Source organism: Eubacterium sp. Marseille-QA0814, assembly GCF_965119675.1.
Classification (GTDB): domain Bacteria; phylum Bacillota; class Clostridia; order Lachnospirales; family Lachnospiraceae; genus Eubacterium_G.
This window is the reverse complement of the sequence record NZ_CBCPMG010000001.1, coordinates 2264287-2289209: the sequence shown is the minus strand read 5'-3', so window position 1 is coordinate 2289209 and position 24923 is coordinate 2264287. Positions and strand designations below refer to the sequence as shown.

The following is a 24923-nucleotide window of genomic DNA, read 5'->3' as shown; positions in this document are numbered from 1 at the left end:
GCTTTGCACTCCCACAATCCGCCCAGACATTCGCATATCGTGTGGCTTACGCCACACTTTTATGCTCATGCTTGGGTGTGTCCCCAAAAAAATGATTACATAAGTTGCATCACAACATTTATGTAATCATTATCATATAAATATTCTTTTCGTTCTATATTTTGGCTTCAAACGGTCTGCTCCTGGCATCAAGTGGTTATAATATTTTAAATAAACAGTACTCCTGATACGCTAAATGTCTCTTCATCTGACTTAAATTCTATAGCTCCGTTGTATTTGTTTACAACGTACTTAACAGACTCTATTCCTATACCACTACCCTGTTCTTTTGTGCTAAGGAATTTGCCGTTTTCTAATTTTACATTGCCGTTAAAAGTATTTTTTATTGAGAAAACCAACGCTCCTTCATTTGGTCTTTTGATTTTTAAATTAATGAACTTGTTCTCTATTGTTATGGTTTTGCAACCGTCAATTGCATTTTCCAACAGATTGCCAAATAACACTGTAAGATCTGCGTCACTTATACTCAATTCCTTTGGAATTATCACATCTATATTAACATCAATTCCATAATTCTTCGCTTTTTGCACATAATATACTAACAGTGCATTTAAAGAAAAATGGCCACAATATACAAATTTTTCGTTCCAGGATGTTGCTTCCAAATATTTTTCAAGATATTGCGTTATCTCCTGACACTGATTATTTTCAGCCATGGTGCGAATCACATTCATGTGATGACGCATATCGTGCCTTGCCCGTCTGGTAGACTCCATTTGTGTTTTAAGATTTTCATAACACAAATTCTGAACTTCCAACTGTCTGTTTTCATCACGCAATTCCAGATTGTTACGAAACTCTATTATGGCATTTACAATTACACTGTATACAAGCATTGCCCCTATATTTACAAACAATGTAAAAACCACATTGGCGGGATTCATTGCCAATGCAATTGTTGACTGAGAATTAAAATAAAGCCCATGATACCAAAACAAATAAAAAGTAGCCGGGATTAACCACAAAATTCTCCAAACTTTTCTTCCTGTTTCTATGGTTGCAATTTCTTTTATGTACTTCCTAAAATATATAAATAGCATTGGAATAAATATAATCTGCGCCACAAAAGTACACAAAGAAAAAGACCAGCTATTATTGTCAAATACCATTTTAGGAAAAATCTGTGCTTCCATCCACTTTGCACAAATCACAATAAAATTAGCAAAATTAGAAACTATTAGTAATACAAAAATTAACTTTCCCGGGGTCTCTTTTACAACGAAAAAATAAAATATGCCATAACAAAGGGTACTAATAAGGGACAACATTCCCTTTTGTCCCTGTGAACAGGTTGTTGCATATATTCCAAGTGATGTTTGGAAAAATAATAAAAGAAAAATAAATAAACCGACTTTTACTTTTGAAAATCTTAATTTGTCTGCAAAAGGATATAAGGCAAGTCCCAAATAAGGTAGCAAATTAAGACATGAATATAATATAATTTCAAAAATTCTAAATGATGTCATACGCCCTACTCCTTTAAAGCTTCAATTAAAAATCTTGTGTATGCTTTCTTGATTTCAGCATACTTCCTACGACTGATTGGGACAAATGAGCCATTCTTCATTTTAAATCTGTCACTTTCAATATTATCCACCTGTGCCAAATTAACGGTGATTCCCTTAAATGAAGATATGAGCTGCGGAAAATGTTCTATTTGCTTTTCGAAATTTTTCTGAGTACAACGAACTTGAATTGATGTTTCGTCTTTTAAATATATGGTAACATAATGCCCTGAAAATGTTGTATAGACAATAGAATCTACATGAACCACTTTGTTTTCTGAAAACTTTAATATCTTGTCTTCCTTTTTCTTCTTTATCACAAGTCTCTCTAAAGTTTTTTCCAAACGTTCCTTATTAAAAGGCTTTATTAAATAATCTTCTGCCTTTACCTCATAACTTTCACTGGCAAACTCATTACTTGTGGTTATGAATATAAGCTTAACATCTTCATCTATTTTTCTAATTGCTCTTGCTGTATCAACACCAGTTATATCCTCCATGTATATATCAAGAAAAACAATATCAAATAATGAAGCATTACCTTCCTTATTATCATAAAAATATTCAAGAAGTTCTTCACCACTTTTAAAAGTAGTAATTTCTATATGATTTTTCGTTCTTCTAAAAAAAATTTCCTGTATTTCTTTTTGCAGATATTCTCTATCCTTTATACTATCATCCACTATTGCTATTTTCATAATTCTCTCCCTTATCTCAGTTTTTTTACCACTACTTTCAAATCATAATTAATTCTCTATTTTAAAATAAATTCCATCTGTGTTTCTTTTGGAACCATACCCATTTTTTCATAAAATCTGCGGGCTGTGTCGTTGCCTTCCCAAACATTAAGTGTGACTTCATAACAGCCCATTTTCTTTGCTTCTTCCTTAACATGCTCAAAAATCTTCTGCCCTACATGCTTCCCTCTAATGTTTTGGTCCACACACAAATCATCAATAAATAAAGAATCAAATGGCACCATATTAGTTGAAAATGGCTGTTTCTTCTTTATGCAAAAAGCATAGCCCATAACGCTGTCATTCTCATCCACTGCCACATACACAGGTCTGTTAGCATCATTAAAAATTTCCATTAGTTCCTCTTTTGTATATTTTGTTGTTCCACCAATAAAAATGTCCGGTCTGATTTTTGCATGTATATTTAAAACCTGTGTTAGTAATTTAATTACTGAATCTATATCTTTTTCTTCTGCTAATCTAATGTTCATTTATATTCTCCTCTGCTGTCATATAACATTTCTTCTTATATTTTTTATTAAATATATCCGTAATTATTATAGCAAATGAAATAAAAAAAGCACAGAAAAACATGATGACCACCATGGTTTCTCTGCGCTTTTAATTATATTTTTATTAACCGATTCCACCTAAAATTGCACCTGCAACTAATGCTATAAAAGCTAATGGAACTAAAACATATTTTCCAAGTGGCATAAAGCATTTGCCAATTGGCTTTTCTTTTCCTGTATTTACAGCTGTTGTAGCAAAATCTTTTCCTGCAACCCAGAAAAACATTATTGCTGCAAGCATGGCTCCCAATGGACAGATGTAAATTGACACTGCATCCATCCAACCTGAAACAATTCCCTGAATAACAAGTGCCACTGCACAACCGATAACAGCAATTATTCCAACTGAAGTTACTCTTTTAAGTCCGAATCTTTCTTCTAATGTTGCAACAGGTGCTTCATATAAGTTGATTAATGAACTCATACCTGCAAACAACACACATATGTAGAAAATAATGCCAACGATTTTTCCCCCCGGCATTCCGTTAAATACATTTACCAGATAAATAAACATAAGTCCCGGTCCACCTGATGACAACTCTGCTCCGTCAACTGCCATACCCGGAATAATAACAAATGCTGCTAACAATGCTGCTATTGTATCAAAGATTGCTACATTTCTTGCTGAGCTTACTACGTTTTCTGAATTATCCAGATAAGAACCATATATTACCGTTCCATTACCTGCAATTGAAAGCGAGAAAAATGCCTGACCAAATGCATAAATCCACAATCTTGGATCTAAAAGTCCTTTAGGATTAATTGTGAAAATATATTTGTACCCTTCCGTTGCTCCCGGTAATGTGAAAATATAAATTCCCAAACCTAAAAATAATACAAATAAAAGTGGCATCATTATTTTGTTGGCTCGCTCAATTCCTGCTGCAATACCAAATGCCATAATTACTGCTGTTACTATCATGGCAACTACAAGCCAACTATTATTACCAAACTTTGTTGCTGTACTTCCAAATGTTGCCCCTATCTTATTCATATCACCACCCATAGCTGACAACTGACCTGAAAGTGCTAAAAAGGCGTATTTAAAAATCCACCCAACAACAACTGTGTACCCAATGGCTAAAGCCAGTGAACCAAGTACAGGAAGCACACCAATGGCCTCACCTGTTTTCTTATTACCGGTTCTAATTTCCGTACATTTTCCAAATGCTTTAATCGGACCACCCTTTGCGGCTCTACCTAACGCCATTTCTTCAATAAGTCCTGTTGAAGCAATTAGAATAACAAACAAAACATAAGGTAGCAAAAATGTCATGCCTCCCCAGTCTGATACCATGTATGGGAACCTCCAAATATTTCCCATACCTACGGCTGAGCCTATGCAAGCAATGACAAAGCCGGTTCCGCTTTTAAAAGCATCCCTCTTTTTTTCCATAATTAATATATCCTTCCTTTTTGTGCTTTTCGCACTATAAGGTCTATCATACCATATTATAGAATATATATCTATTTAATCAGGAATAATAAAATGTGAATATATCTATTTAATAATAGGCATATCTTCTTAATTAAATGCAACTATTAGAGTATATCTTTTCAATAGAAGAGAAACTCTAACAGGAACATATTTCATTTTTTAATTTTCGCGCTGCAGAATTAAGTGGATGCTGGCAATCATGCACAATACATATTTCTCTATTAGGAATTTTTTCTTTTAAAGAAATCTCAACAATTTCGTTTTTCTCAATACTTTCTCTTGCCATAGGTTCAGGAACAAATGCCATTCCTAAATCTGACTTTACCAAAGGAATAATCTGGTCTGTAGTTGCCACCTCCGTGTCAGGATTAAGTTCAATACCATGTTTTAAAAATATCTTATTATAAAAATCGTATGTAGTAGTTTCCTGCCCCAAACTAATTAATGGATAGTCTTTAAGATTTTTTAAAGAAATATTGTTATCTTTTATATGCTCAAAATCAGTTCCACCTATTAATATTTCCTTAAATGAACATAAGATTGTTTTTTCTAAAGGCGACTTAACCTTTACAGGTGTTGATACAACTGCAAAATCTATCTTGCCACTTTTCACAGCCTCAATTGCCTGTGGCGTTGAATGGTTATATATTTTTAGTCTTACTTTTGGATACATTTTGTGAAAGGATTTTAGAATATCTAATAAAAATATATTTAAGGCAGTTTCGCTTGCTCCAATAGAAATACTTCCCTGAAAAATTCCTTCATTGTCAGCCAGTTCTTCCTCTGCCTCTAAAAGTTGTGCCATAGCAATTGACACATGTTCATATAAACGCTTTCCTTCCTGTGTAAGCTGCACACCTCTGTTCGTTCTAACAAATAAAGTGCTGTTAATCTGTTGTTCCAAACAATTCATTGCTCTTGTAACATTAGGCTGACTGTTACCTAATGCCTGAGCTGCTCTTGTAAAATTCTCATATTTAGCAACATAATAAAAAATTTTATAATAATCTAAATTTACATTCATGGCATTCTCCTTGGTATATCAATTACTTATTGTTATCATATCAATTATGATTTTTACTTATTTCTATAATCATAGTATAATCTAGCCGAATGAAATTTTCAAGAAAGGGTGTGAGTTGTATGAGAGAAGGAACAATTTTTCCAAGAGAAGAAAAAACAGAAGTGTTATTTCAGAAAATTCTTGATGATCCCTGGGCATGCGAAAAACTTCAGGAAACATTTTGCAATTATCTTTTTTGCGATGATGAAATCAATAGCTATTTATCTCCATTAGAATTCTCACAGGCGTTATTCAATGCATATCACAATAGAGATTTATCAGCCTTTTTGATGGCTATTTGTGAAAATACTATATTTGACTTACTTAGAAATTCATATCTGATTCCATATAGATTTAATGCTGACGGAATAGAAAATCCTGTAATTATGACCGACGATAATGGATTATTACTTCCAAAGTATAAATCAAAAGTTCACGAAAAAGACTACAATCATTTTCATGAAATATATAAAAAGTTAAATAACAATAAAAAAATATATCTTGCAAAAGCATATAGATATAATCATAAATACACTTCAGACAATATGGAAATGAAGCAGCAGATTCTTGAAAAAAATACAGGTATATTAGTTATTAGAGAATTGCCTGACACTGTAACGGCTAACAAAACTGAAGCCGAAGCCTATTCAGCAGTTTGGGACTTAATGATTGAACTTGAAAAGAATCTCCCTATGGCATTTGTTTTTTATGGTCAGGACTCACTTGTAGAAAATAATAAAAGATATGATGAAATTGGAATATTTCTTCCAAATTCCATCTTTTTAAAACATTTAGAAAAACATGTAGCGAAAGCAGAGGCGATTATATATGCCAACAAATAATTACATTGATATTATGGAAAAAAACCATATGGAAATTCCATGGCATGATTATACCGGTGATGACAGTAATACATTAATTAAAGAGTCAGGTTTGATTGAAAAAGCATCTGTTATTGGCAGAGTTGGTTTAATTATGCTTTCCTGTGGCACAGGTGCATGGCGTGTAAGAACTTCAATGAACAGACTTTCAAAGGAACTTCATGTTACATGTACAGTTGATGTTGGACTTATGTCCATTGAATTTAACTGTTTTGATGGAAAAGACTGTGTTTCACAGTCTCTTAGTATATCTAACACAGGGGTTAATACTTCAAAGCTTTACAGAATGGAACAATTTGTTGAGAACTTTCCAAAGGAAGACGCCCATTTAACCGGTGAAGAAATTCACAAACGACTTGATGAAATAGAGAAAATTCATACATTGTATTCTCCTGTTAAATTAGGTCTTGCTGCAGCTCTTGCCTGTTGTGGTTTTACATTTCTTCTTGGAGGCGGGCCAATTGAAATGCTTTTTGCGTTTATTGCAGCTGGTGTTGGAAATATTGTCCGTACAAAGCTTATAAAACATCATTTTACATTATTTTTAAATATAGCAGCATCGATTTCAATCGCATGTTTGGTTTATGCCATTTGTTTTAATGTTGCTGAGTCTGTGCTTGGTATTGCCCATGTACATGAAGCCGGATATATATGCTCCATGTTATTTATAATTCCCGGCTTTCCATTTATAACAAGCGGTATTGACCTTGCTAAGCTAGATTTACGTTCAGGTCTTGAACGATTAACATATTCAATAATAATTATATTAGTAGCAACAATGTTTGCCTGGATTATGGCACTTCTGTTAAAGCTACAGCCACAGGATTTCACAACAATACACATGAGTAAAATTTTACTATTAGTATTAAGAATAATAACAAGTTTTTGTGGTGTATTTGGTTTCTCAATTATGTTTAACAGTTCTATACCAATGGCTACAACAGCCGCCTGTATTGGTGCAGTTGCAAACACACTCCGTTTAGAACTTATAGATTTTACACACATGCCTTACTCTGTGGCAGCTTTTATTGGTGCCCTAACAGCCGGGCTTCTTGCTTCTTTTATAAAAAGCAATAATGGATATCCACGAATATCCCTTACCGTTCCTTCCATTGTAATTATGGTTCCGGGACTTTATTTATACAGAGCAATTTACAATTTTGGCATTATGTCACTTACGGAAGCTGTCTCATGGTTCTCATTAGCTATTATGATTATTATGGCTCTTCCATTAGGATTAATTTTTGCCAGAATATTAACTGATAAAACTTTCCGTTACTGCACGTAACGGTGTGTTTAAAACATAGATTGGCTTTTCCCTTTTTCAGTCAATGTTTTATTCACAAAGCTATGTGCTTTACTATATTCTATGAAACTTGTGGAGGAAATATAAATGAATTACAAAACACATGGGCAAATGTCTGAATCTATCCTAACTGCCGCGTTCCTTTCAATATCAGGCGGTTTACAGGATGCCTACACATATTTATTTAGAGGCAAAGTTTTTGCAAATGCCCAAACAGGTAACATTGTTCTTTTAAGTCAAAATATTATGGAAAGGAATTGGCACCTGGTAATTCATTATATGATTCCACTTGTTTCTTTTGCAATTGGGATTGTTGCAGCAGAAATTATTAGAACCAAGTTCCAACGAGTTCAGCAAATACATTGGCGCCAATTAGTTCTTATAATAGAAATTTTTCTACTGCTATTTGTTGGGTTCATACCTGAAAATCTCAATATGCTTGCTAACGCTGTAGTATCTTTTTCCTGTGCAATGCAGGTTCAAACATTCAGAAAAGTAAATGGCTATGCCTTCGCAAGTACAATGTGCATTGGCAATATCAGAAGCGGTATGGAATCTCTTTGCGTCTTTGGCAGAACCCGTGACAAACATATTCTATTTAAGTCACTTTGCTACTTTGCAATAATTGTTATGTTTGCATTTGGTGCAGGACTTGGTAGTGAATTAATTTCTACATTTAAATTTTATACAATCTGGTTTTCTTCCATCTTACTTTTTGTAAGTTTTCTGTTTATGTTTATTAAAGAAGAAACTTCTCCTAGAATGTAAATATATACTTAATTCCATAAGAAAATCCAACACTTTTAATTAATCAGTGTTGGATTTTTTATTTATCTTTTTTCACTTTGCTTATTTATACCACTGTGGTTTACGAGTTTTTAAATACGAAACTTTCTCCTGCCACTTTTTCGGGGGTATACAAGGCAGTTTCTCACATTTTTTCGGGGCACTTTTGGGTAATACTCTACATTTTTTCGGGGCACTTTTGGGTAAGGCTCTACACTTTTTCGGGGCACCTTAAAGCAAATCTCTACACTTTTTCCGACCAAATCTATTTATTCCAGTGTAAACACTCCGTCTCTTCCTGCTATAATAGGTGTTTCGTAAAACTCTTTTACAGCCTTTAACATATACCATGTATCCTTTATTCCTGCTGTTTCATATGGTGAGTGCATTGCCAACTGAGCAAGCCCAATATCAACAGTGTTAATTGAAACGTGGCTGTTTGAAATATTTCCAAGAGTTGAACCGCCTGCTATGTCTGAACGATTTACATAAGTTTGAGTTGGCACGTCAGCCTTTTCACATATTTCCTTAAACACTGCTGCCGAAATTCCATCAGTTGTATATTTCTGATTAGCATTGTATTTTATAACAATTCCCTGATTCATATAAGGTCTGTTTGTTGGATCTGCTTTTTCCATATAGTTAGGATGAATTCCATGGGCATTGTCTGCTGACAACATAAATGACTGGGCATAGGCTCTCATTAAATCTTCCTCATCCTTTCCAACGCACAAAGCAATTCTTGTAAGAACATCAGATAAAAATGTTGAATCGGCACCCTGTTTAGTAGTGCTACCTACTTCCTCATTATCAAAAATCGCACACACTGCCACGCTTTCTTCATTTACATCACTTCTGTTTATTAATGCACCCATACAGCTATAAGCACACATAACGTCATCAAGTCTTGGTGCAGAAATAAATTCATTATTTGCTCCCCAAACTGTTCCTTTTTCTCTGTTATACAAAAACAAATCGCTGCTTATAATTGACTCTTTGTCTGCGTTTATTGTCTCGGCAATAATACTGTTAAATACATCTTTGTTTTCGCCTTCACCTATAAGCGGTAGCATGTCCTTTTGTGGATTATATTTTACTCCGGTGTTTGCCTCCCTGTTCATGTGAATTGCAAGGTTGGGTATGGTACACAAATCTCTGTCCACATTAACAAGAATTGGTTTTAATGCTGCCCCCTCTTTTACAACTACACGACCAGCTACAGAAAGCGGTCTGTCAAACCATGGTGCCATAAGCATTCCACCGTATTTTTCAACATTAAGGGACACATAATTATTGTCCTTTATTATTTCAGGATTTTCTTTTATTTTAAAAGCCGGTGCGTCGCTGTGAGCTGCAGCGATTTGGAAATTAGTAAAATCCAATTCTTCCGGCATACAAAAAGCTATAATTGATGAGCCATTTCTTGTAACGTAGTATTTATTTCCTGAAAAAAGTTTCCACTTGTCTTTCTCATTCAGCTTAATAAAGCCTGCATCATCCAGAATTTTTGAAAAATTATCTACCACGTGAAAAGCACTTGGGCTTTTTTCTATAAACTTCATAAGGTTCTTTGCTATATCAAAATATTCGTTATCCATTTTTGTTTCCTCCGTAAATTTTTGCATTATATATTTTTCTGCCCACATTTTTTTAACTATTATTGTTATAATATTATATATTATATTGAAAGTTTTATAAACGATTGTATAATATTCTTATATTAACATTATAGTATTTATTTAAGCATATCAAAATGATTAATGCTTTAATATTTTTTTAAACAAGCAAAAAACATACGAAAGGAGAATGATGTAGAAAATACATCAGAAAATTTTATGTTTGCAGATTATCATGTACATTGTGAATACAGTGACGATTCAGTTTACCCTATGGAAACGGTTGTAAAAGATGCTATCCAAAAAGGCATAAATGAAATTTGCTTTACGGACCATGTAGATTATGGTGTTAGAGATGATTGGAATAGCGGAAAACCTATTATTTATAGAGACGGTAGTGCTATTGTCAACGTAAATTATCCATTATATGTAAAGCAAATTAGTGAATTGCAGAAAAAATATTCAAAAGATATTTCCATTAAGCTCGGCTTGGAATTCGGAATTCAAACTCACACTATTCCACAATATGAAGCTTTGTTTAAAAAATATCCTTTTGATTTTATTATTCTTTCCATTCATCAGGTTGAGGATAAAGAATTTTGGACGGGAGAATTTCAGGAAGGAAGAACTCAGCAGGAATATAATGAACGTTATTATGAGGAACTTCTTAACGTTGTAAAATCCTACAAAAACTATAGTGTCTTAGGGCATCCTGACCTTATTGTACGATATGATGAGCAGGGTGTTTATCCTTTCGAAAAAGTTAAACCTATTATTACGGAGATTCTTAAAATTGTTATAGCAGACGGCAAAGGAATAGAATTCAACACTTCATATCATAGATATGGTTTAAAAAACACAACCCCTTCTATTGATATTTTGAAATTATACAAAGAATTAGGGGGCGAAATTATTACTATTGGCAGTGACAGCCACAAGCCTGAACATTTAGGTGCTTATATTGATGAAGCGAAAGGTATTCTAAAAGAAATTGGCTTTACAAGATTTTGTACTTTTGAAAAAATGAAGCCAATTTTCTATGAGTTATAATTATAGAGAGAGGGGGGTGCGGACATTTTCTTGGACTATCTAAGTGACCAATCCAAGTCTATGTCTGTACTCTATAGGACTCAAATATCCTAATGATTTTTTTATTCTTTTTTCATTATACCAATAAAGATAATCATTTAAAATACCAATAAATTCTGAGATGTTTACCCCAGACCAATCTGCATTATAGAACATCTCATTTTTAATTCTTCCAAATACGCCCTCACAGGCAGAATTATCAGGTGAACAGCCTTTCTTTGACATTGATCGTATGAAACCATTTTTCTCCATCCTGTCAATCCAGCCTGGCCAGCGGTAGTGTACGCCTCTGTCTGAATGTATGATTGGTTTTTCTCCTACAGATAGTAATTTAGCTGCATCGTCAAGCATAGAATTGACAAGTAATGCATCTGGAGAAGTGCTTATATTCCAATTGACAAGTAAGCCATCAAAACAATCTACTATAGGCGATAAATAAACCTTTCCTGCCGGAATTGCAAACTCGGTTATATCTGTTAACCATTTTTCGTTAGGTTTAGATGCAGAAAAATTTCTGTTAATTAGATTATCTACTGCTGGAGATATTTCACCTTGATAGGAATTATATTTACGAGTTCGTTTGATTTTTACTACAAGTTGTTCTTCTTTCATAATCCTACGAATAACTTTTTCTGAGACAATTATATTTTCACGCTTAAGTAGGGCGTGAATTCGTCTGTAACCATACCGACCTTTATTCTCTGTAAATAATTCAATGACTCTAACACGTAAAAGTGTATATTTATCTTCTTTTTTTAGGGATTGTTCCTGATAATAATAACTGCTTTTTGATAATTGTAATTTCTGTAATAATAATGGCAGTGAGTATCTATTTTTCAAGACATCGATTATCACCGCCTTCTCTCTGTTGCTGAGAGCACTCTGATCGATGTCTGGGTCTTTTTTTAATACATTTATCGTTTCTTTAAGAATATCTATTTCTAATTGCATATCTTGTATTTGAGCCTTCAACTGATTTATTTCATCAGAAGAAATATCTGTACTTGAAACAGAACCTTCTACTAATGTTCCCGGAGTAATGTTTTTGTGATTCATAAGACCTAATGTACCTTCTTTTAAATAACGTTTTCGCCATTGATAAATACTAGCTCTACTATACCCAATGTCTTCTGAAACATATTTTATATTTTCTCCGAGCTCATAGCAACGGTGAATTACATCTAATTTTACTTCTAATGGAGGATTGCGAGGATGATCAGGAGGATTATTAATTACAGGATATTCTTTCCTTGTTTTGGGTGGGGTATTTTCCTCAGCAATCCATGTGTACAGATTTCTACGTGTTGGATACCCTAGAATCCTAATAGTTTCAGTTACAGACTCTGTTTGATGATATATCCGTAGTGCAATATCTTTTTGTTCTTTTGAATACATAAAAAGGCTCCTTTCGAAGCCCTATAGTAGTCCAGAATTTTGTCCGCACCCTCGAGTGTGAAAGTTTTTCTGTAAATTAAATATTTAAATATAATTAATAGGCCTTCTATGATAAAATTTATTATTATAGGAGGCCTTAATTATGGCAAGAGAAAGAAAAAAAGTACACAAGGTACAAATGACTGATGGCAAACGTGCCATCATCCACCAGCTATTGGATGAATATGACATTCAGACAGCTGAAGACATCCAGGATGCATTAAAAGATCTTCTTGGAGGCACAATCAAGGAAATGATGGAAGCTGAAATGGATGACTATTTAGGTTATTCAAAATCACAACGTTCAGAATCCGATGATTATCGAAACGGTTACAAGTCGAAGCGTGTCAACAGTAGTTATGGCTCCATGGAAATCGATGTTCCACAGGACCGTCGTTCTACTTTTGAACCACAGATTGTAAAAAAACGTCAGAAAGACATTTCAGACATTGACCAGAAAATAATCTCAATGTACGCAAAGGGAATGACAACAAGGCAGATTTCCGACACAATTGAAGATATTTATGGATTTGAAACATCAGAAGGATTTATTTCTGATGTGACTGATAAAATAATGCCACAAATCGAGGACTGGCAAAACCGACCGTTAGATGAAATTTATCCTGTTGTTTACATAGATGCCATCCATTATTCTGTAAGGGATGAGGGAATAATAAGAAAGCTTGCGGCCTATGTAATTCTCGGCATTACAGTGGACGGGAAAAAGGATGTATTAAGCATAAGTGTTGGAGATAATGAAAGTTCTAAATACTGGTTGTCTGTATTGAATGAATTAAAAAACCGAGGTGTAAAGGACATTCTTGTTATATGTGCTGATGGTTTAAGTGGCATAAAGGAAGCCATATCAGCAGCTTTTCCAAACACAGAATATCAAAGATGCATAGTTCATCAGGTGAGAAACACTCTTAAATATGTACCTGACAAGGACAGAAAAGTTTTTGCAAAAGATCTTAAAACAATATATCAGGCAGTTAACGAAGAAAAAGCTCTTGAAGCATTAGACAGGGTAACTGAGAAATGGACTCCGAAGTATCCGAACTCCATGAAAAGATGGAAGGACAACTGGGATGTGATATCGCCTATTTTTAAATTTTCAGATACTGTACGAAAAGTAATATATACAACCAATGCCATTGAAAGTTTAAATTCAACATACAGGAAACTTAATCGTCAGAGAAGTGTATTTCCAAGTGATAAGGCATTATTGAAAGCACTGTACCTTTCAACCTTTGAAGCAACGAAAAAATGGACAACGACCTTAAGAAACTGGGCTCAGGTGTATGGAGAACTGAGCATTATGTACGAAGGTCGTTTGCCTGAATAGCATAAAAAATACCCAATATCAAGGATAAATATACGCCCGTTATAAAACGGGCGTCCTTGACATGGGTATTTTTATATGCTAGTTATATAAACAAGAGCTGCAAGCTCATTTCATGAACTTACAGTTCCATCACTTATCATAGAATGTCTATTTACAGACTTTATTTCACAGACGAGGGTGCGGACAAAATTCTGGACTACTATAGGGCTTCGAAAGGAGCCTTTTTATGTATTCAAAAGAACAAAAAGATATTGCACTACGGATATATCATCAAACAGAGTCTGTAACTGAAACTATTAGGATTCTAGGGTATCCAACACGTAGAAATCTGTACACATGGATTGCTGAGGAAAATACCCCACCCAAAACAAGGAAAGAATATCCTGTAATTAATAATCCTCCTGATCATCCTCGCAATCCTCCATTAGAAGTAAAATTAGATGTAATTCACCGTTGCTATGAGCTCGGAGAAAATATAAAATATGTTTCAGAAGACATTGGGTATAGTAGAGCTAGTATTTATCAATGGCGAAAACGTTATTTAAAAGAAGGTACATTAGGTCTTATGAATCACAAAAACATTACTCCGGGAACATTAGTAGAAGGTTCTGTTTCAAGTACAGATATTTCTTCTGATGAAATAAATCAGTTGAAGGCTCAAATACAAGATATGCAATTAGAAATAGATATTCTTAAAGAAACGATAAATGTATTAAAAAAAGACCCAGACATCGATCAGAGTGCTCTCAGCAACAGAGAGAAGGCGGTGATAATCGATGTCTTGAAAAATAGATACTCACTGCCATTATTATTACAGAAATTACAATTATCAAAAAGCAGTTATTATTATCAGGAACAATCCCTAAAAAAAGAAGATAAATATACACTTTTACGTGTTAGAGTCATTGAATTATTTACAGAGAATAAAGGTCGGTATGGTTACAGACGAATTCACGCCCTACTTAAGCGTGAAAATATAATTGTCTCAGAAAAAGTTATTCGTAGGATTATGAAAGAAGAACAACTTGTAGTAAAAATCAAACGAACTCGTAAATATAATTCCTATCAAGGTGAAATATCTCCAGCAGTAGATAATCTAATTAACAGAAATTTTTCTGCATCTAAACCTAACGAAAAATGGTTAACAGATATAACCGAGTTTGCAATTCCGGCAGGAAAGGTTTATTTATCGCCTATAGTAGATTGTTTTGATGGCTTACTTGTCAATTGGAATATAAGCACTTCTCCAGATGCATTACTTGTCAATTCTATGCTTGACGATGCAGCTAAATTACTATCTGTAGGAGAAAAACCAATCATACATTCAGACAGAGGCGTACACTACCGCTGGCCAGGCTGGATTGACAGGATGGAGAAAAATGGTTTCATACGATCAATGTCAAAGAAAGGCTGTTCACCTGATAATTCTGCCTGTGAGGGCGTATTTGGAAGAATTAAAAATGAGATGTTCTATAATGCAGATTGGTCTGGGGTAAACATCTCAGAATTTATTGGTATTTTAAATGATTATCTTTATTGGTATAATGAAAAAAGAATAAAAAAATCATTAGGATATTTGAGTCCTATAGAGTACAGACATAGACTTGGATTGGTCACTTAGATAGTCCAAGAAAATGTCCGCACCCCCGACTCTAATTATAAATTTATTTCTAAATCCTTAAATTTAACAATCGGCTTCATATTATCAGCAGGTTCTCCAATATATTTCTCCATCCTTCTCTGCTACAAGATATGGTAAAATCTCCTTTATGCGAATCATTCTACTCTTAAATTCTTCAAGTGTTGGAATCTTGTACTCGTAAGTTATTGCTGTATTTTCAATGTAATATCCGTATATTTCAAGTATCTTTTCAGCATCTTCTAATGTTGCTACTCTTATGTTAATTTCTGGATTCATTGTTTTCCTCTCCCTGTAAGTTTTTTAGTCGCATTTTTTCACTTTGTTTTTATATTTCAAACATTTCTCTGCAAATTTTCTTTCCTACTTCTGTTTTAAATATTTTATTATAGGCGGTTTCCACTGCTTCTTTAGATGCTCCATCTTCATACAAATTAACTAAGAAATCTGCCTCAACTAATATCTGGTAATCTATACCGTCAATGTTATTGTATGTGTGGTGATGACCTATTAAATATTGCACCCTTTTAGAAACCTCTTCATCAACGCCTATTTTTCCAAGCAGTTCTTTTGCTAATTCCGGTCCTTCCTGCTCCTGAAGTTTTCCATTGCAGTTTCCGTACTTTTCTTCACATGTATGTATGCCAATGTCATGAGTTAATGTTGCCACATCAATTATAAAAAAAGTTTCAGGGCTAACTTGTTCTAATTCTGCAATTAACTTCCCGTAGGCATTTACCTTGGTGAAATGCTGTATACGCTTAGCGTCTCCTTTGTATAACTTAATCATTTGAATATATAATTTTTTAATTATTTCTTTTTTATTATTTTCACTATTTATATTTTCGCTACTTATGTTTTCATTATTTATGTTATTGTTATTTATCTTTTCGCTTTCTATAAATTTATTCATTTTCATGTTATATCATTTTGTAAATTTAGTTTATTCTATTTACAAAATGGCTCCTTTCTAAATTATCTTTGTTTTAAATATTTTAATGTTTTGTTTTCTAACACTTTAACTTTAAAACAATTACATTGCACAGAAATATTTTACTTTTTTATACTGTATATTATAAATTAAATCTTCCATATATAAATATAAATGTTAAAATAGAAAAGGTATTAAACTTAAATTTTACAAACAAAATAAATTTGTGGGATAATCAGATAAATAAAATACAATAACATTAAGAAAGTGAAGAAAAAATGGATATACTAATTACAATTATAGTTACTTTTTTTGCCGGCATGGGCGCCGGTCTTGGAACAGGATTTGCAGGCATGAGTGCTGCTGCAGTTATTAGTCCTATATTAATTACATTTCTTGGAATAGACCCGTATATGGCTGTTGGAATTGCCTTATCATCAGACGTTTTGGCAAGTGCTGTTTCAGCCTATACTTATGGAAAAAATAAAAACTTAGATATAAAAAACGGACTTATTATGATGGCAAGTGTTCTTGTTTTCACTGTTGTTGGTAGCTACATTTCAAGCTTAGTGCCTTCGACTACAATGGGAAATTTTTCAGTATTTATGACATTTTTACTTGGTATTAAATTCATTGTAAAACCTGTTATGACTACAAAAGAAGCCATGGCCAATGTACCTGCAAAAAAACGTGCCATCCAGTCTTTGATTTGTGGTATCATTATTGGATTTATTTGTGGTTTCATTGGTGCAGGAGGTGGCATGATGATGCTTCTTATTCTAACTTCTGTACTTGGTTATGAATTAAAAACAGCCGTTGGAACAAGTGTATTTATTATGAGTTTTACTGCCTTTACGGGAGCCGTTTCTCATTTTACCATTGGCGGTATGCCTGATTTTACAGTATGGATTCTTTGTATTGTGTTCACATTGTTGTGGGCAAGAATCGCCGCTGTATTTGCTAACAAGGCAACACCAAAGACTCTAAATCGAGCCACAGGTGTTATTCTTGTTATACTTGGCATTGTAGTTATGGCATTTTCAATATAGAAAATTTTATCCTATCAACATAAACTTTTGCAGTCTATATTGATAGGATATTTTTATAAAAACTGTCTTGCATTAGGATTTATTATTGTTCTTCCTAGCTTATAGAGACGTTCCGTTGTCATGTATTTCCTTTGGGCCATCAATTGACAAACCTATTAGAAAGTTATTCTTTTTAAAAAATTCTGCCATCTAAATACGAACATCTTAAATAATCCGGATTACTATAATATACGTTAGAATTAAAATTCGAAATTTCATCACTAATAAAAGATGAGAATACCTCTTTAATAGTTTTTTCAATTTCTACATTTGAACTCACAGACACAATTAACATTTGATATACTCTTCCTCAAAATAATTAATTACATCTTTCCTATGATTCTTTGTTTTTCTTGAAATATATTCTATTAATGTACAAAAATAAAAAATGTCATCTTTTAACTTATTGTCCATTAACCTTTTCATTCCTTTTTGCGTTTCTATGCTAGTAATTCTCTTACAATTTTTGCATCAAATGTTACTGACTTAACATGATTTACTTCAATCTGATAAAGTGTATTTGCTGTAATATGCTCTGCTGCCTGCTCTAAATCTCTAATACCACTTGTATTTTTATAAATGTCTACAACAGCATCAATAGCCTCTGGCGTCATAATACATTCATCTTCTTTAAGACCAATTCTCTTTAATGTTTTTGGTAATGCAAATTTTGAGAAAATAATTTTCTTTTCTTCTGCTGTGTAATCAGGCAATTCAATTACTGCAAATCTTGACATAAGTGGTGCACTAATCTGTGACTTGTCATTAGCTGTCGCAATTGGATAAACGCCCACTGTTGGAATCATACATTCCATATAGTTGTCTGTAAAACCAAGATTGTCAAGAAGTGTTAATAACACATCAGCCGGATTTCCTTTTCCGTTGCCTGATGTAGCTTTGTCTAATTCATTAATAATAAATACCAGATTTGACTCCCCTGCTACTGAAAAAGCATCCATAATAATACCAGGTTTTGCATTTGTGTATATACGTGAACTTCCTGTTAATTGCTCCGGATCATTAATTGAACTCATATCTAAAGTTGTCCAAGGTAATTTCAAAATACGTGCTACTGCGTAAGCTATCTGAGATTTACCTGTTCCTGCAGGTCCTACTAAAAGTAGTCCATACGCCGGAAGTGTATGTGTTCTGTTAATCTGAATAATTGTCTCGATAATTCTCTGCTTAACTTTTTCCATTCCGTAAAGTTCTTCATCAAGAATTCTTCTTGCTTCATCAGGATCAATTGATTCGAAATAATTATTTTTCCACTGAACGTTCATCATAATGGAAAGTGCTCTTTGAGCGTGATGTCTTTCTTCCTGTGAAACTTCATTAGAACGGGCTACTGCCAAATTTCTTCTCGCCCATAAACGGATATTATCAGGTAAAGTCTTTCCTGCACAATTCATAAAATCAGTAATGCTCTGAAGACTTGTCAGCTTCATGCTGTCTCCCTCTTCCTCCTGATCTTCATCTTCCACTTCTTCTGCAGGTGGATTGCTTGCTAATAGTCTTTCAATCATAAACTGAAGGAAGCCGTCCTCAGCAGAAAGCTTTGTTCCACCGCCAAATGCAGTTTCGCGAATTTTATATACCGCATAACCTTCTTCCTGATTTTCACCTGACAATCTTACATTTATATGATTTTCACCAAGCCATTTAAGTAGGCTTACAAATCTTGAATCTATTTTCAAAATATCAGCACTAACTGTTCCGTCCTCTTCATTAAATTCAAAAGAAGTTTTTTTAATAGGATTTGTGAACACACCACTGGAATGATGCTTCCACTGACGATTCTTATTATCCAAAAACATTATTGGATGTTCCTTTGAAGCTATGCTCTCACTTGAAGCAAACGTTGTGTATGTAACTTCACCTTTTTTATTTTCATCTGGTGTACTGTTAAAATCAAATACTGGCATACTTTTCTCCTTTATGTAAATACAAATTAATATTTATGTTTTTTATCCTTTGATATTTTAACATAATATTAGAAGTGCAACAATGTTATAAAACATAAAGTTAAAAAAGTTTATTTAACTACCACATGGCATTTAGCTACTTTTCCGCCTATGTTGATATACACATCTGTTTGTCCAACTCCTACAGCCTGTATATCAACTAAATCTCCCATATCATTTACAATTTGTACAACTGATTTATCTGCAACTGTCCATTTTGTGGTGTAATATTCATACCACTTATTTGGTGTTACATTTTTTATGTACTGGAAATTCAAACGAATCTTCCCATTACACAAAAAAAGAGGACAATAACATCTTTTTGTAGACGTCCTTGTCCTCTTGCCTTTTGCTTAAATGGCATTTTATGTATAAACAGTTAAAATGTCAACGAATTGCTTTTCAATATTAACAATAAAAGGTAGGTTCCTGAATTTATTAATATTTCTATTTTTTTAATAATGTTATTGCCTTACTATATATTGTCAACACATTATTAAATATCGTTACCTTTTCTGTATTTTTATGTCTTACCATCTTAAATCGATTACTAACGCATCTGCTTTATCGTACTGTAAAAGTGTACTCTGGTCATTTACATCATCATAGCAGAAGCCGTAAGCTAAACCACAAACTGAATGTTCATGGAAGAAACCTGCATAGTAGTTTGATGGGCTCTTCTTATAATATTCGCTTACTATGTACCACTTGTCAGGTTCTGTTGCAACACCTCTGTTAAATGCTGCACATAACTGTGCTTCGATAGCTTTTTCTACACCATTACCTCTATCAAAAGCTCCTCTGCCTTCTAACATATCCTGAGTAGTTGGCTTATCAATATAATATACATTAGAATCATTATCTCTTGTAAATTTCATTCTATTACCTTCTACTCTTCCTACAAAGCTTCCTGTTTCTGAGCTAAATCTTAAATCTTCATTTGAGTATTTTGTCCAGAATTCATTAATATAATTATCGAAGTAGTTTGCATACTGTTTTCCTTCACCAAATGTAAGTTTGCATGGAGCAATAATTCTATCATCTCTTACAAGTGTTTTAAATGCCTCAGGTGCATTGTTTTTAAATGCTGAGAAAATTTCATCTCTTGTTCCTATATCACCTACAGTCTTGTCATATGTACCATAAAGTGCATTTCCAACTAAACGTGTAATCATTGGGAAACAGAAATAGTCAACACGAGTTGTGTTCCCCCAATAACTCTTGCCTTCGATTGTAAATTCAGCAAATTCAAATAATGTGTTTGCATTTACATCACTTGGATTGTTAAGGTCTGGTCCTGCATAACCTGCATTGCCATTAGCATCTGTATTAAATGTAACGTAAACAGGTTTTCCATAACTTAAGTACATTCTTCCTGAACGAACTGTTGGTGCATATACATGGTCTGATTCTGCAAGTGTATGATAAATATTCGCATATTTTTTTCCATTTACGTCAATTGTATTTAAAGATTCTGATGCCGGAATCATGTTACCATACTTGTCCATATAACAAAGTTTATTATCTGAATTGTTTCCTAAGATACACCAATAAATCTGGTCATCACTATATTTTCCATTTGTTTTGTTGTTAAGTTCAATTGCGATTCTATCATCCTTCATAGGAACATTTTCCTTTAATTGTGGCTGAAGTTCAGGTGGACATGTTTCAGGCTCTGTTTCTTTTTCACCTATACCTGTAATTGCAACCTGTGCCTCAAGTTTTTCTGATTCTTTTGTTCCTACTACTGTTGTAATTGCTATTGTATGTGTTCCCTCTGTGTAAACCGGAAGTTTTAATAACTGTGCTGATACACCTGTACGTCTTCTTACTCCATCTACATATACATTATAGCAGTCAATTGTACCACGTCCCCAAACAATATTAACATATCCTTCTGATGCCTGACTTACATTTAAACCAAATGGTTTCTCAATTGAGCTATCTGTTGTAAAAGTAAGTGCTGTTGTTGGATTCTCTGATGATGGCTTAGTTGTTGTTGCTGGTTTTGTTGTTGCTGGTTTTGTTGTTGTAGGCTGTGTTGTTGATGGTTGCGTTGGTTCAGAACTGTTTGTTGTTGTCTGGTTATCTCCACTTCCACCAAGATCTACTCCAATATTTACACCTTGACTTTCTTTTCCATTAAGATATCCCTTAATAGTAATTACATGTTTTCCACCTGTAGCAAATACATGAGTAATTACTGCAGGATTTACACCCTGTTCTCCTAAAACTCCATCATAGTATATGTTGAATGTCTGACCACTACTTATAATTTCGTTATCATTTCCCCAAACAAATTGTACCGATAAACCATCTATTCCTATAATTACCTCTCCAAAAGCTTCTTTTGGTCCCGGCTTTCCATCGTCAACTATTGTTGTAGTCTTAGCTGTGGTTGGTGCCTGTGTTGTCTGTACTGGTGCTTTTGTTGTTACCGGTGTCTGTGTTGTCTGTACTGGTGCTTTTGTTGTTACCGGTGCCTGTGTTGTCTGTACTGGTGCTTTTGTTGTTACCGGTGCCTGTGTTGTCTGTACTGGTGCTTTTGTTGTTACCGGTGCCTGTGTTGTCTGCACTGGAGCTTTTGTTGTTGCAGGCACTGTTGGCTTTACAGTTGGTTTAGTAGTCTGTTTCTTTGCAACTACTTTAACCTTGCATTTTAATTTTTTCTTGCCGACTTTTGCAGTTACAACTGTTTTACCAGGTTTGATTCCCTTTATTTTTCCTTTTTTTGTAACTTTAACAATTTTCTTGTTTGCTGATTTCCACTTAACTTTTTTCTTAGCCTTATTCTTTTTAACTTTTAATTTTACTGTCTTTCCAACAGTAATTGTTACCTTTTTCTTGTTAAGTTTTGGGCTTGCGGCTGATACATTAAACACTAATCCGTTTGCCATACTTAGTGTAAGAACAAGTGTTAATAGTATCGCCATAAATTTTGATTTTCTCATTCTCTCTAAATCCTTTCTTGTTATTAAAGTTTATTGCTATGCAGTTTGACTATTTAACTTTGGTTAATTAATCTTAACTACTTTAACTTTACTCCATTTGCCGTAGCTTATAGTTCCCTTTGTCTTGCTAAAAGCTCTTGCCTTAATGTAATATTTCTTAACTACTTTGAGTTTTTTAATGTTAACTGTGTTAGTAAGTTTTTTAATAGTTTTTGTTACTGTTGTTTTTTTCTTAAATTTCTTTGACGTGGAAACTTTAACCTGATAGCCCTTTGCTCCTTTAATCTTTTTAAGTGTTAATTTAATCTTCTTAACATTCTTTTTCTTTGAAGCTTTGGCAATTTTAGTTTTTCCTAACTTAACCTTAGTTGAGTCAACCTTATTAGCTGTAGTTGTCTGCTTCACAGTTTCAGGTGCTTTTGTTGTTCCTAATGTTGTTGAAGTATTTGGTTGTTTTATTGTCGTCGTTACTTCCTGCTTGTTAGTTGTTGTCTGTTGTTTTGTTGTCGTTACTTCCTGTTTGCTAGTTGTTGTCTGTTGTTTTGTTGTCGTTACTTCCTGTTTGCTAGTTGTTGTTTGCTGTGATGTTGTTGTTACATCACTACCTTCAGACATTGACATATTTGCAATTGTGATTTTTGCAACGCCACCTGCATATGTTATTTCAACATTATTTGTCCTTTTTGTAAGCTTTGATAAATAAATCCATGTGCCTGCACCCTGAATTGCAGTTGCATCCAATGCTACACCGTTTACCTTAACATCGCTGATACCTGCCGGAACGTTCACATAAATACCAGGTTCTGTAGCATATCCTGCCTGCTGAATATTTACTACTTCTTTAACATTCTCCATTGAATCTTTATCATAGTAATATGTATTTTCTGCTCCACCTTTAATTTCTGTTAAATTAGAAGGAGTTACATTACCACCTGTTGTCTGATTTTCTTTGGACGTTGATGTTTCTTTACTTGTATCCTGTCCATCTGAAACCTCAGTTACTGTTACATTTGAGAAATTCAATGTTGTTCCTGAATCAACGTTTTGTAAGTTAAACATAAACTGCATTTTATCTGAATTTGCAGTAAATGTTCCCTTTAATGTATTCTTTCCAGCTATGAGTCCCTGATTAACGAACTCTGTTTCACTAATCTCGTCTTTCATTAAAATCGCAGGAGTCACTACGTTTGAATCTACATCTACACTAACGTTATATGTTTTTCCACTTGTTACAGCTATCTCTTTTGTAAAAACCTGAGTTCCCCAATTTTGTTTTTTGTTGTCTACAATTTTCATTTGAAAGCCGTCTAAACTTTCACCGCCTAAATACTTAGCGTAAGTTCCATCCCAAATATAGTAGCCCCAATCACCTAAGTAAGTTTTCTGATTAGAACATACTGTCATTCCATCACCCATAGTTGTTAGCTCAGGATTTGTCACACCTTCAGTTGACTTTGCTCTTCTAAACGAGCTGTCTGTTCCCTGATATACACGAACATAATCCACATACATTGTTGCATCTGTGAAACTATCGCTGATTGTTTGTCCAAGTGTAAATGGTGAATTTGTACTACCAATTGCTAAATTTAAAAGAATAAAATGATCTTTTTGGAATTCTTCCATTTCATCACTTGATATGTTAAGTGTTTCAAAGCAAGTGTCATCTACAAAAAACTTGATAACGTCTTCGTACCATTCAACAGCATATTTATGCCACTGATTCATATCGCCAATATAACCATATTGACCATTGATTTCACTACCAATATATTGGTGAGCGTAACCTGCTGATGTACCTTTTCCACTATTATAATGTAGTGTTCCAATAACATTCTGCTCTGCATTTCTGTGTTCCATAATATCTATCTCACCACAATATGGCCATGGTGCTCCACTTTCGATATCATTTCCCATCATCCAAAATGCAGGCCACACACCTGACTGCATTCCGTTTTCTGTTCTGATTTTTGCTTCTATTCTTCCATATCTTAAATATTGTTTATTTAATGATTTTAATCTACCTGATGTTATACTATCTCCAGACTTGATTGCCTTAATTGCCAATGCCCTTCCATCTGAAGAACTTGAATCACCTGACACATCTGCAATATATACATTATTTGTGCTGTTTGTATAATACTGACGTTCTGCATTTCCCCAGCCACCATTTCCTACTCCTATATCGTAAGACCATACTGACTGATCAGGTGCACCTCCAACAGTTTGATTGAATTCATCATTCCATACTAACTTCCATGTCTCGCTTCCCTGTGATGAATGTACTGCCGCGTTTACCTTTTTTGCCGGGCTAAATGCTATTCCTGAAAATAACATTGTAACGCTTGCAGCTACAGCTATAATTTTCTTAAACATAATGCTTTTACATAATACTTTCTACTAAGTATTATGCGCTCCTTCCTCTGTTAATCTATTCGGTCAAAAATGAATAAAAACAATTTTATTCGTCTACATTCTATACTAACATACCCCCATTTTTTCAACAATAGGACCTAAAATT

Annotated in this window: 21 protein-coding genes; 7 read left to right on the top strand and 14 right to left on the bottom strand. The window is 33.8% G+C overall.

Features of this window, described 5'->3' with window-relative positions:
- Positions 1–206: 206 nt before the first annotated feature.
- The 5 genes from ACQY63_RS10615 to ACQY63_RS10595 all read right to left on the bottom strand — a co-directional run bounded on the left by ACQY63_RS10615 (position 207) and on the right by ACQY63_RS10595 (position 5336).
- Positions 207–1526 (bottom strand): sensor histidine kinase, encoded by a 1320-nt coding sequence (locus ACQY63_RS10615; RefSeq protein WP_428245212.1) that lies wholly within the window; start codon positions 1524–1526, stop codon positions 207–209.
- A gap of 5 nt (positions 1527–1531) precedes the next feature.
- Positions 1532–2263 carry a LytR/AlgR family response regulator transcription factor gene (locus ACQY63_RS10610; RefSeq protein ID WP_418261694.1) on the bottom strand — a complete coding sequence of 244 codons (732 nt, stop codon included), beginning with the start codon at positions 2261–2263 and terminating at the stop codon, positions 1532–1534.
- Positions 2264–2319: 56 nt separating this feature from the next.
- Positions 2320–2793 carry a GNAT family N-acetyltransferase gene (locus tag ACQY63_RS10605; RefSeq protein ID WP_005362851.1) on the bottom strand — a complete coding sequence of 158 codons (474 nt, stop codon included), beginning with the start codon at positions 2791–2793 and terminating at the stop codon, positions 2320–2322.
- Positions 2794–2938: 145 nt separating this feature from the next.
- Positions 2939–4270 carry a sodium-dependent transporter gene (locus tag ACQY63_RS10600; protein WP_302689610.1) on the bottom strand — a complete coding sequence of 444 codons (1332 nt, stop codon included), beginning with the start codon at positions 4268–4270 and terminating at the stop codon, positions 2939–2941.
- 178 nt (positions 4271–4448) lie between these two features.
- The gene (locus tag ACQY63_RS10595; RefSeq protein WP_428245210.1) at positions 4449–5336 is read right to left on the bottom strand and encodes a LysR family transcriptional regulator; all 888 of its coding nucleotides are present in this window, start codon (positions 5334–5336) and stop codon (positions 4449–4451) included.
- A gap of 119 nt (positions 5337–5455) precedes the next feature.
- Between ACQY63_RS10595 and ACQY63_RS10590 the strand changes: the two genes are divergently transcribed.
- From ACQY63_RS10590 to ACQY63_RS10580, 3 genes are all read left to right on the top strand, one after another.
- The gene (locus ACQY63_RS10590; protein WP_022165312.1) at positions 5456–6217 is read left to right on the top strand and encodes a DUF4866 domain-containing protein; all 762 of its coding nucleotides are present in this window, start codon (positions 5456–5458) and stop codon (positions 6215–6217) included.
- Entirely contained in the window at positions 6204–7544 is a 1341-nt protein-coding gene (locus ACQY63_RS10585; protein ID WP_428245208.1) for a threonine/serine ThrE exporter family protein, read from the top strand. Before ACQY63_RS10590 ends, ACQY63_RS10585 begins: the two co-directional genes overlap by 14 nt.
- Positions 7545–7649: 105 nt before the next feature.
- Positions 7650–8330, top strand: coding sequence for a YoaK family protein (locus ACQY63_RS10580; RefSeq protein WP_428245206.1), 681 nt, complete (start codon positions 7650–7652; stop codon positions 8328–8330).
- 287 nt (positions 8331–8617) lie between these two features.
- Here the strand turns inward: ACQY63_RS10580 and ACQY63_RS10575 are convergent, their stop codons facing one another.
- Positions 8618–9946, bottom strand: coding sequence for a M18 family aminopeptidase (locus ACQY63_RS10575; protein WP_428245205.1), 1329 nt, complete (start codon positions 9944–9946; stop codon positions 8618–8620).
- A 237-nt stretch (positions 9947–10183) separates the two neighbouring features.
- Here ACQY63_RS10575 and ACQY63_RS10570 point away from each other — a divergent pair, with 237 nt between their 5' ends.
- Positions 10184–11014, top strand: a complete 831-nt coding sequence (locus ACQY63_RS10570) for a histidinol-phosphatase HisJ family protein (RefSeq protein WP_428245203.1) — start codon at positions 10184–10186, stop codon at positions 11012–11014.
- Positions 11015–11053: 39 nt separating this feature from the next.
- Here ACQY63_RS10570 and ACQY63_RS10565 read toward each other — a convergent pair whose 3' ends face one another.
- Positions 11054–12448 carry an IS3 family transposase gene (locus ACQY63_RS10565; protein WP_428245199.1) on the bottom strand — a complete coding sequence of 465 codons (1395 nt, stop codon included), beginning with the start codon at positions 12446–12448 and terminating at the stop codon, positions 11054–11056.
- Between the two features lie 142 nt (positions 12449–12590).
- Here ACQY63_RS10565 and ACQY63_RS10560 point away from each other — a divergent pair, with 142 nt between their 5' ends.
- On the top strand, positions 12591–13832 hold the full coding sequence (locus ACQY63_RS10560; protein ID WP_428245201.1) for an IS256 family transposase: 1242 nt from the start codon (positions 12591–12593) through the stop codon (positions 13830–13832).
- A 226-nt stretch (positions 13833–14058) separates the two neighbouring features.
- The gene (locus ACQY63_RS10555) at positions 14059–15453 is read left to right on the top strand and encodes an IS3 family transposase (RefSeq protein WP_428245199.1); all 1395 of its coding nucleotides are present in this window, start codon (positions 14059–14061) and stop codon (positions 15451–15453) included.
- Between the two features lie 84 nt (positions 15454–15537).
- Here ACQY63_RS10555 and ACQY63_RS10550 read toward each other — a convergent pair whose 3' ends face one another.
- Together ACQY63_RS10550 and ACQY63_RS10545 are read right to left on the bottom strand one after the other, a co-directional pair.
- Positions 15538–15750 (bottom strand): N-acetyltransferase family protein, encoded by a 213-nt coding sequence (locus ACQY63_RS10550; RefSeq protein ID WP_428245197.1) that lies wholly within the window; start codon positions 15748–15750, stop codon positions 15538–15540.
- A gap of 49 nt (positions 15751–15799) precedes the next feature.
- Positions 15800–16384, bottom strand: coding sequence for an HD domain-containing protein (locus ACQY63_RS10545; RefSeq protein ID WP_428245195.1), 585 nt, complete (start codon positions 16382–16384; stop codon positions 15800–15802).
- A gap of 296 nt (positions 16385–16680) precedes the next feature.
- On the opposite strand from ACQY63_RS10545, the gene ACQY63_RS10540 reads away from it, so the two are divergent.
- On the top strand, positions 16681–17451 hold the full coding sequence (locus ACQY63_RS10540; protein WP_022165189.1) for a sulfite exporter TauE/SafE family protein: 771 nt from the start codon (positions 16681–16683) through the stop codon (positions 17449–17451).
- Between the two features lie 327 nt (positions 17452–17778).
- On the opposite strand, the gene ACQY63_RS10535 is transcribed toward ACQY63_RS10540, so the two are convergent.
- The 5 genes from ACQY63_RS10535 to ACQY63_RS10515 form a co-directional block, all read right to left on the bottom strand.
- Entirely contained in the window at positions 17779–17904 is a 126-nt protein-coding gene (locus tag ACQY63_RS10535; RefSeq protein ID WP_367113887.1) for a hypothetical protein, read from the bottom strand.
- A 26-nt stretch (positions 17905–17930) separates the two neighbouring features.
- Entirely contained in the window at positions 17931–19415 is a 1485-nt protein-coding gene (locus ACQY63_RS10530; protein ID WP_428245194.1) for an AAA family ATPase, read from the bottom strand.
- Between the two features lie 110 nt (positions 19416–19525).
- On the bottom strand, positions 19526–19732 hold the full coding sequence (locus ACQY63_RS10525) for a hypothetical protein (protein WP_412336294.1): 207 nt from the start codon (positions 19730–19732) through the stop codon (positions 19526–19528).
- A gap of 252 nt (positions 19733–19984) precedes the next feature.
- Entirely contained in the window at positions 19985–22405 is a 2421-nt protein-coding gene (locus ACQY63_RS10520) for a glycoside hydrolase family 64 protein (RefSeq protein WP_302689620.1), read from the bottom strand.
- A gap of 63 nt (positions 22406–22468) precedes the next feature.
- On the bottom strand, positions 22469–24778 hold the full coding sequence (locus tag ACQY63_RS10515; RefSeq protein ID WP_428245192.1) for a glycoside hydrolase family 16 protein: 2310 nt from the start codon (positions 24776–24778) through the stop codon (positions 22469–22471).
- Positions 24779–24923 lie beyond the last annotated feature (145 nt).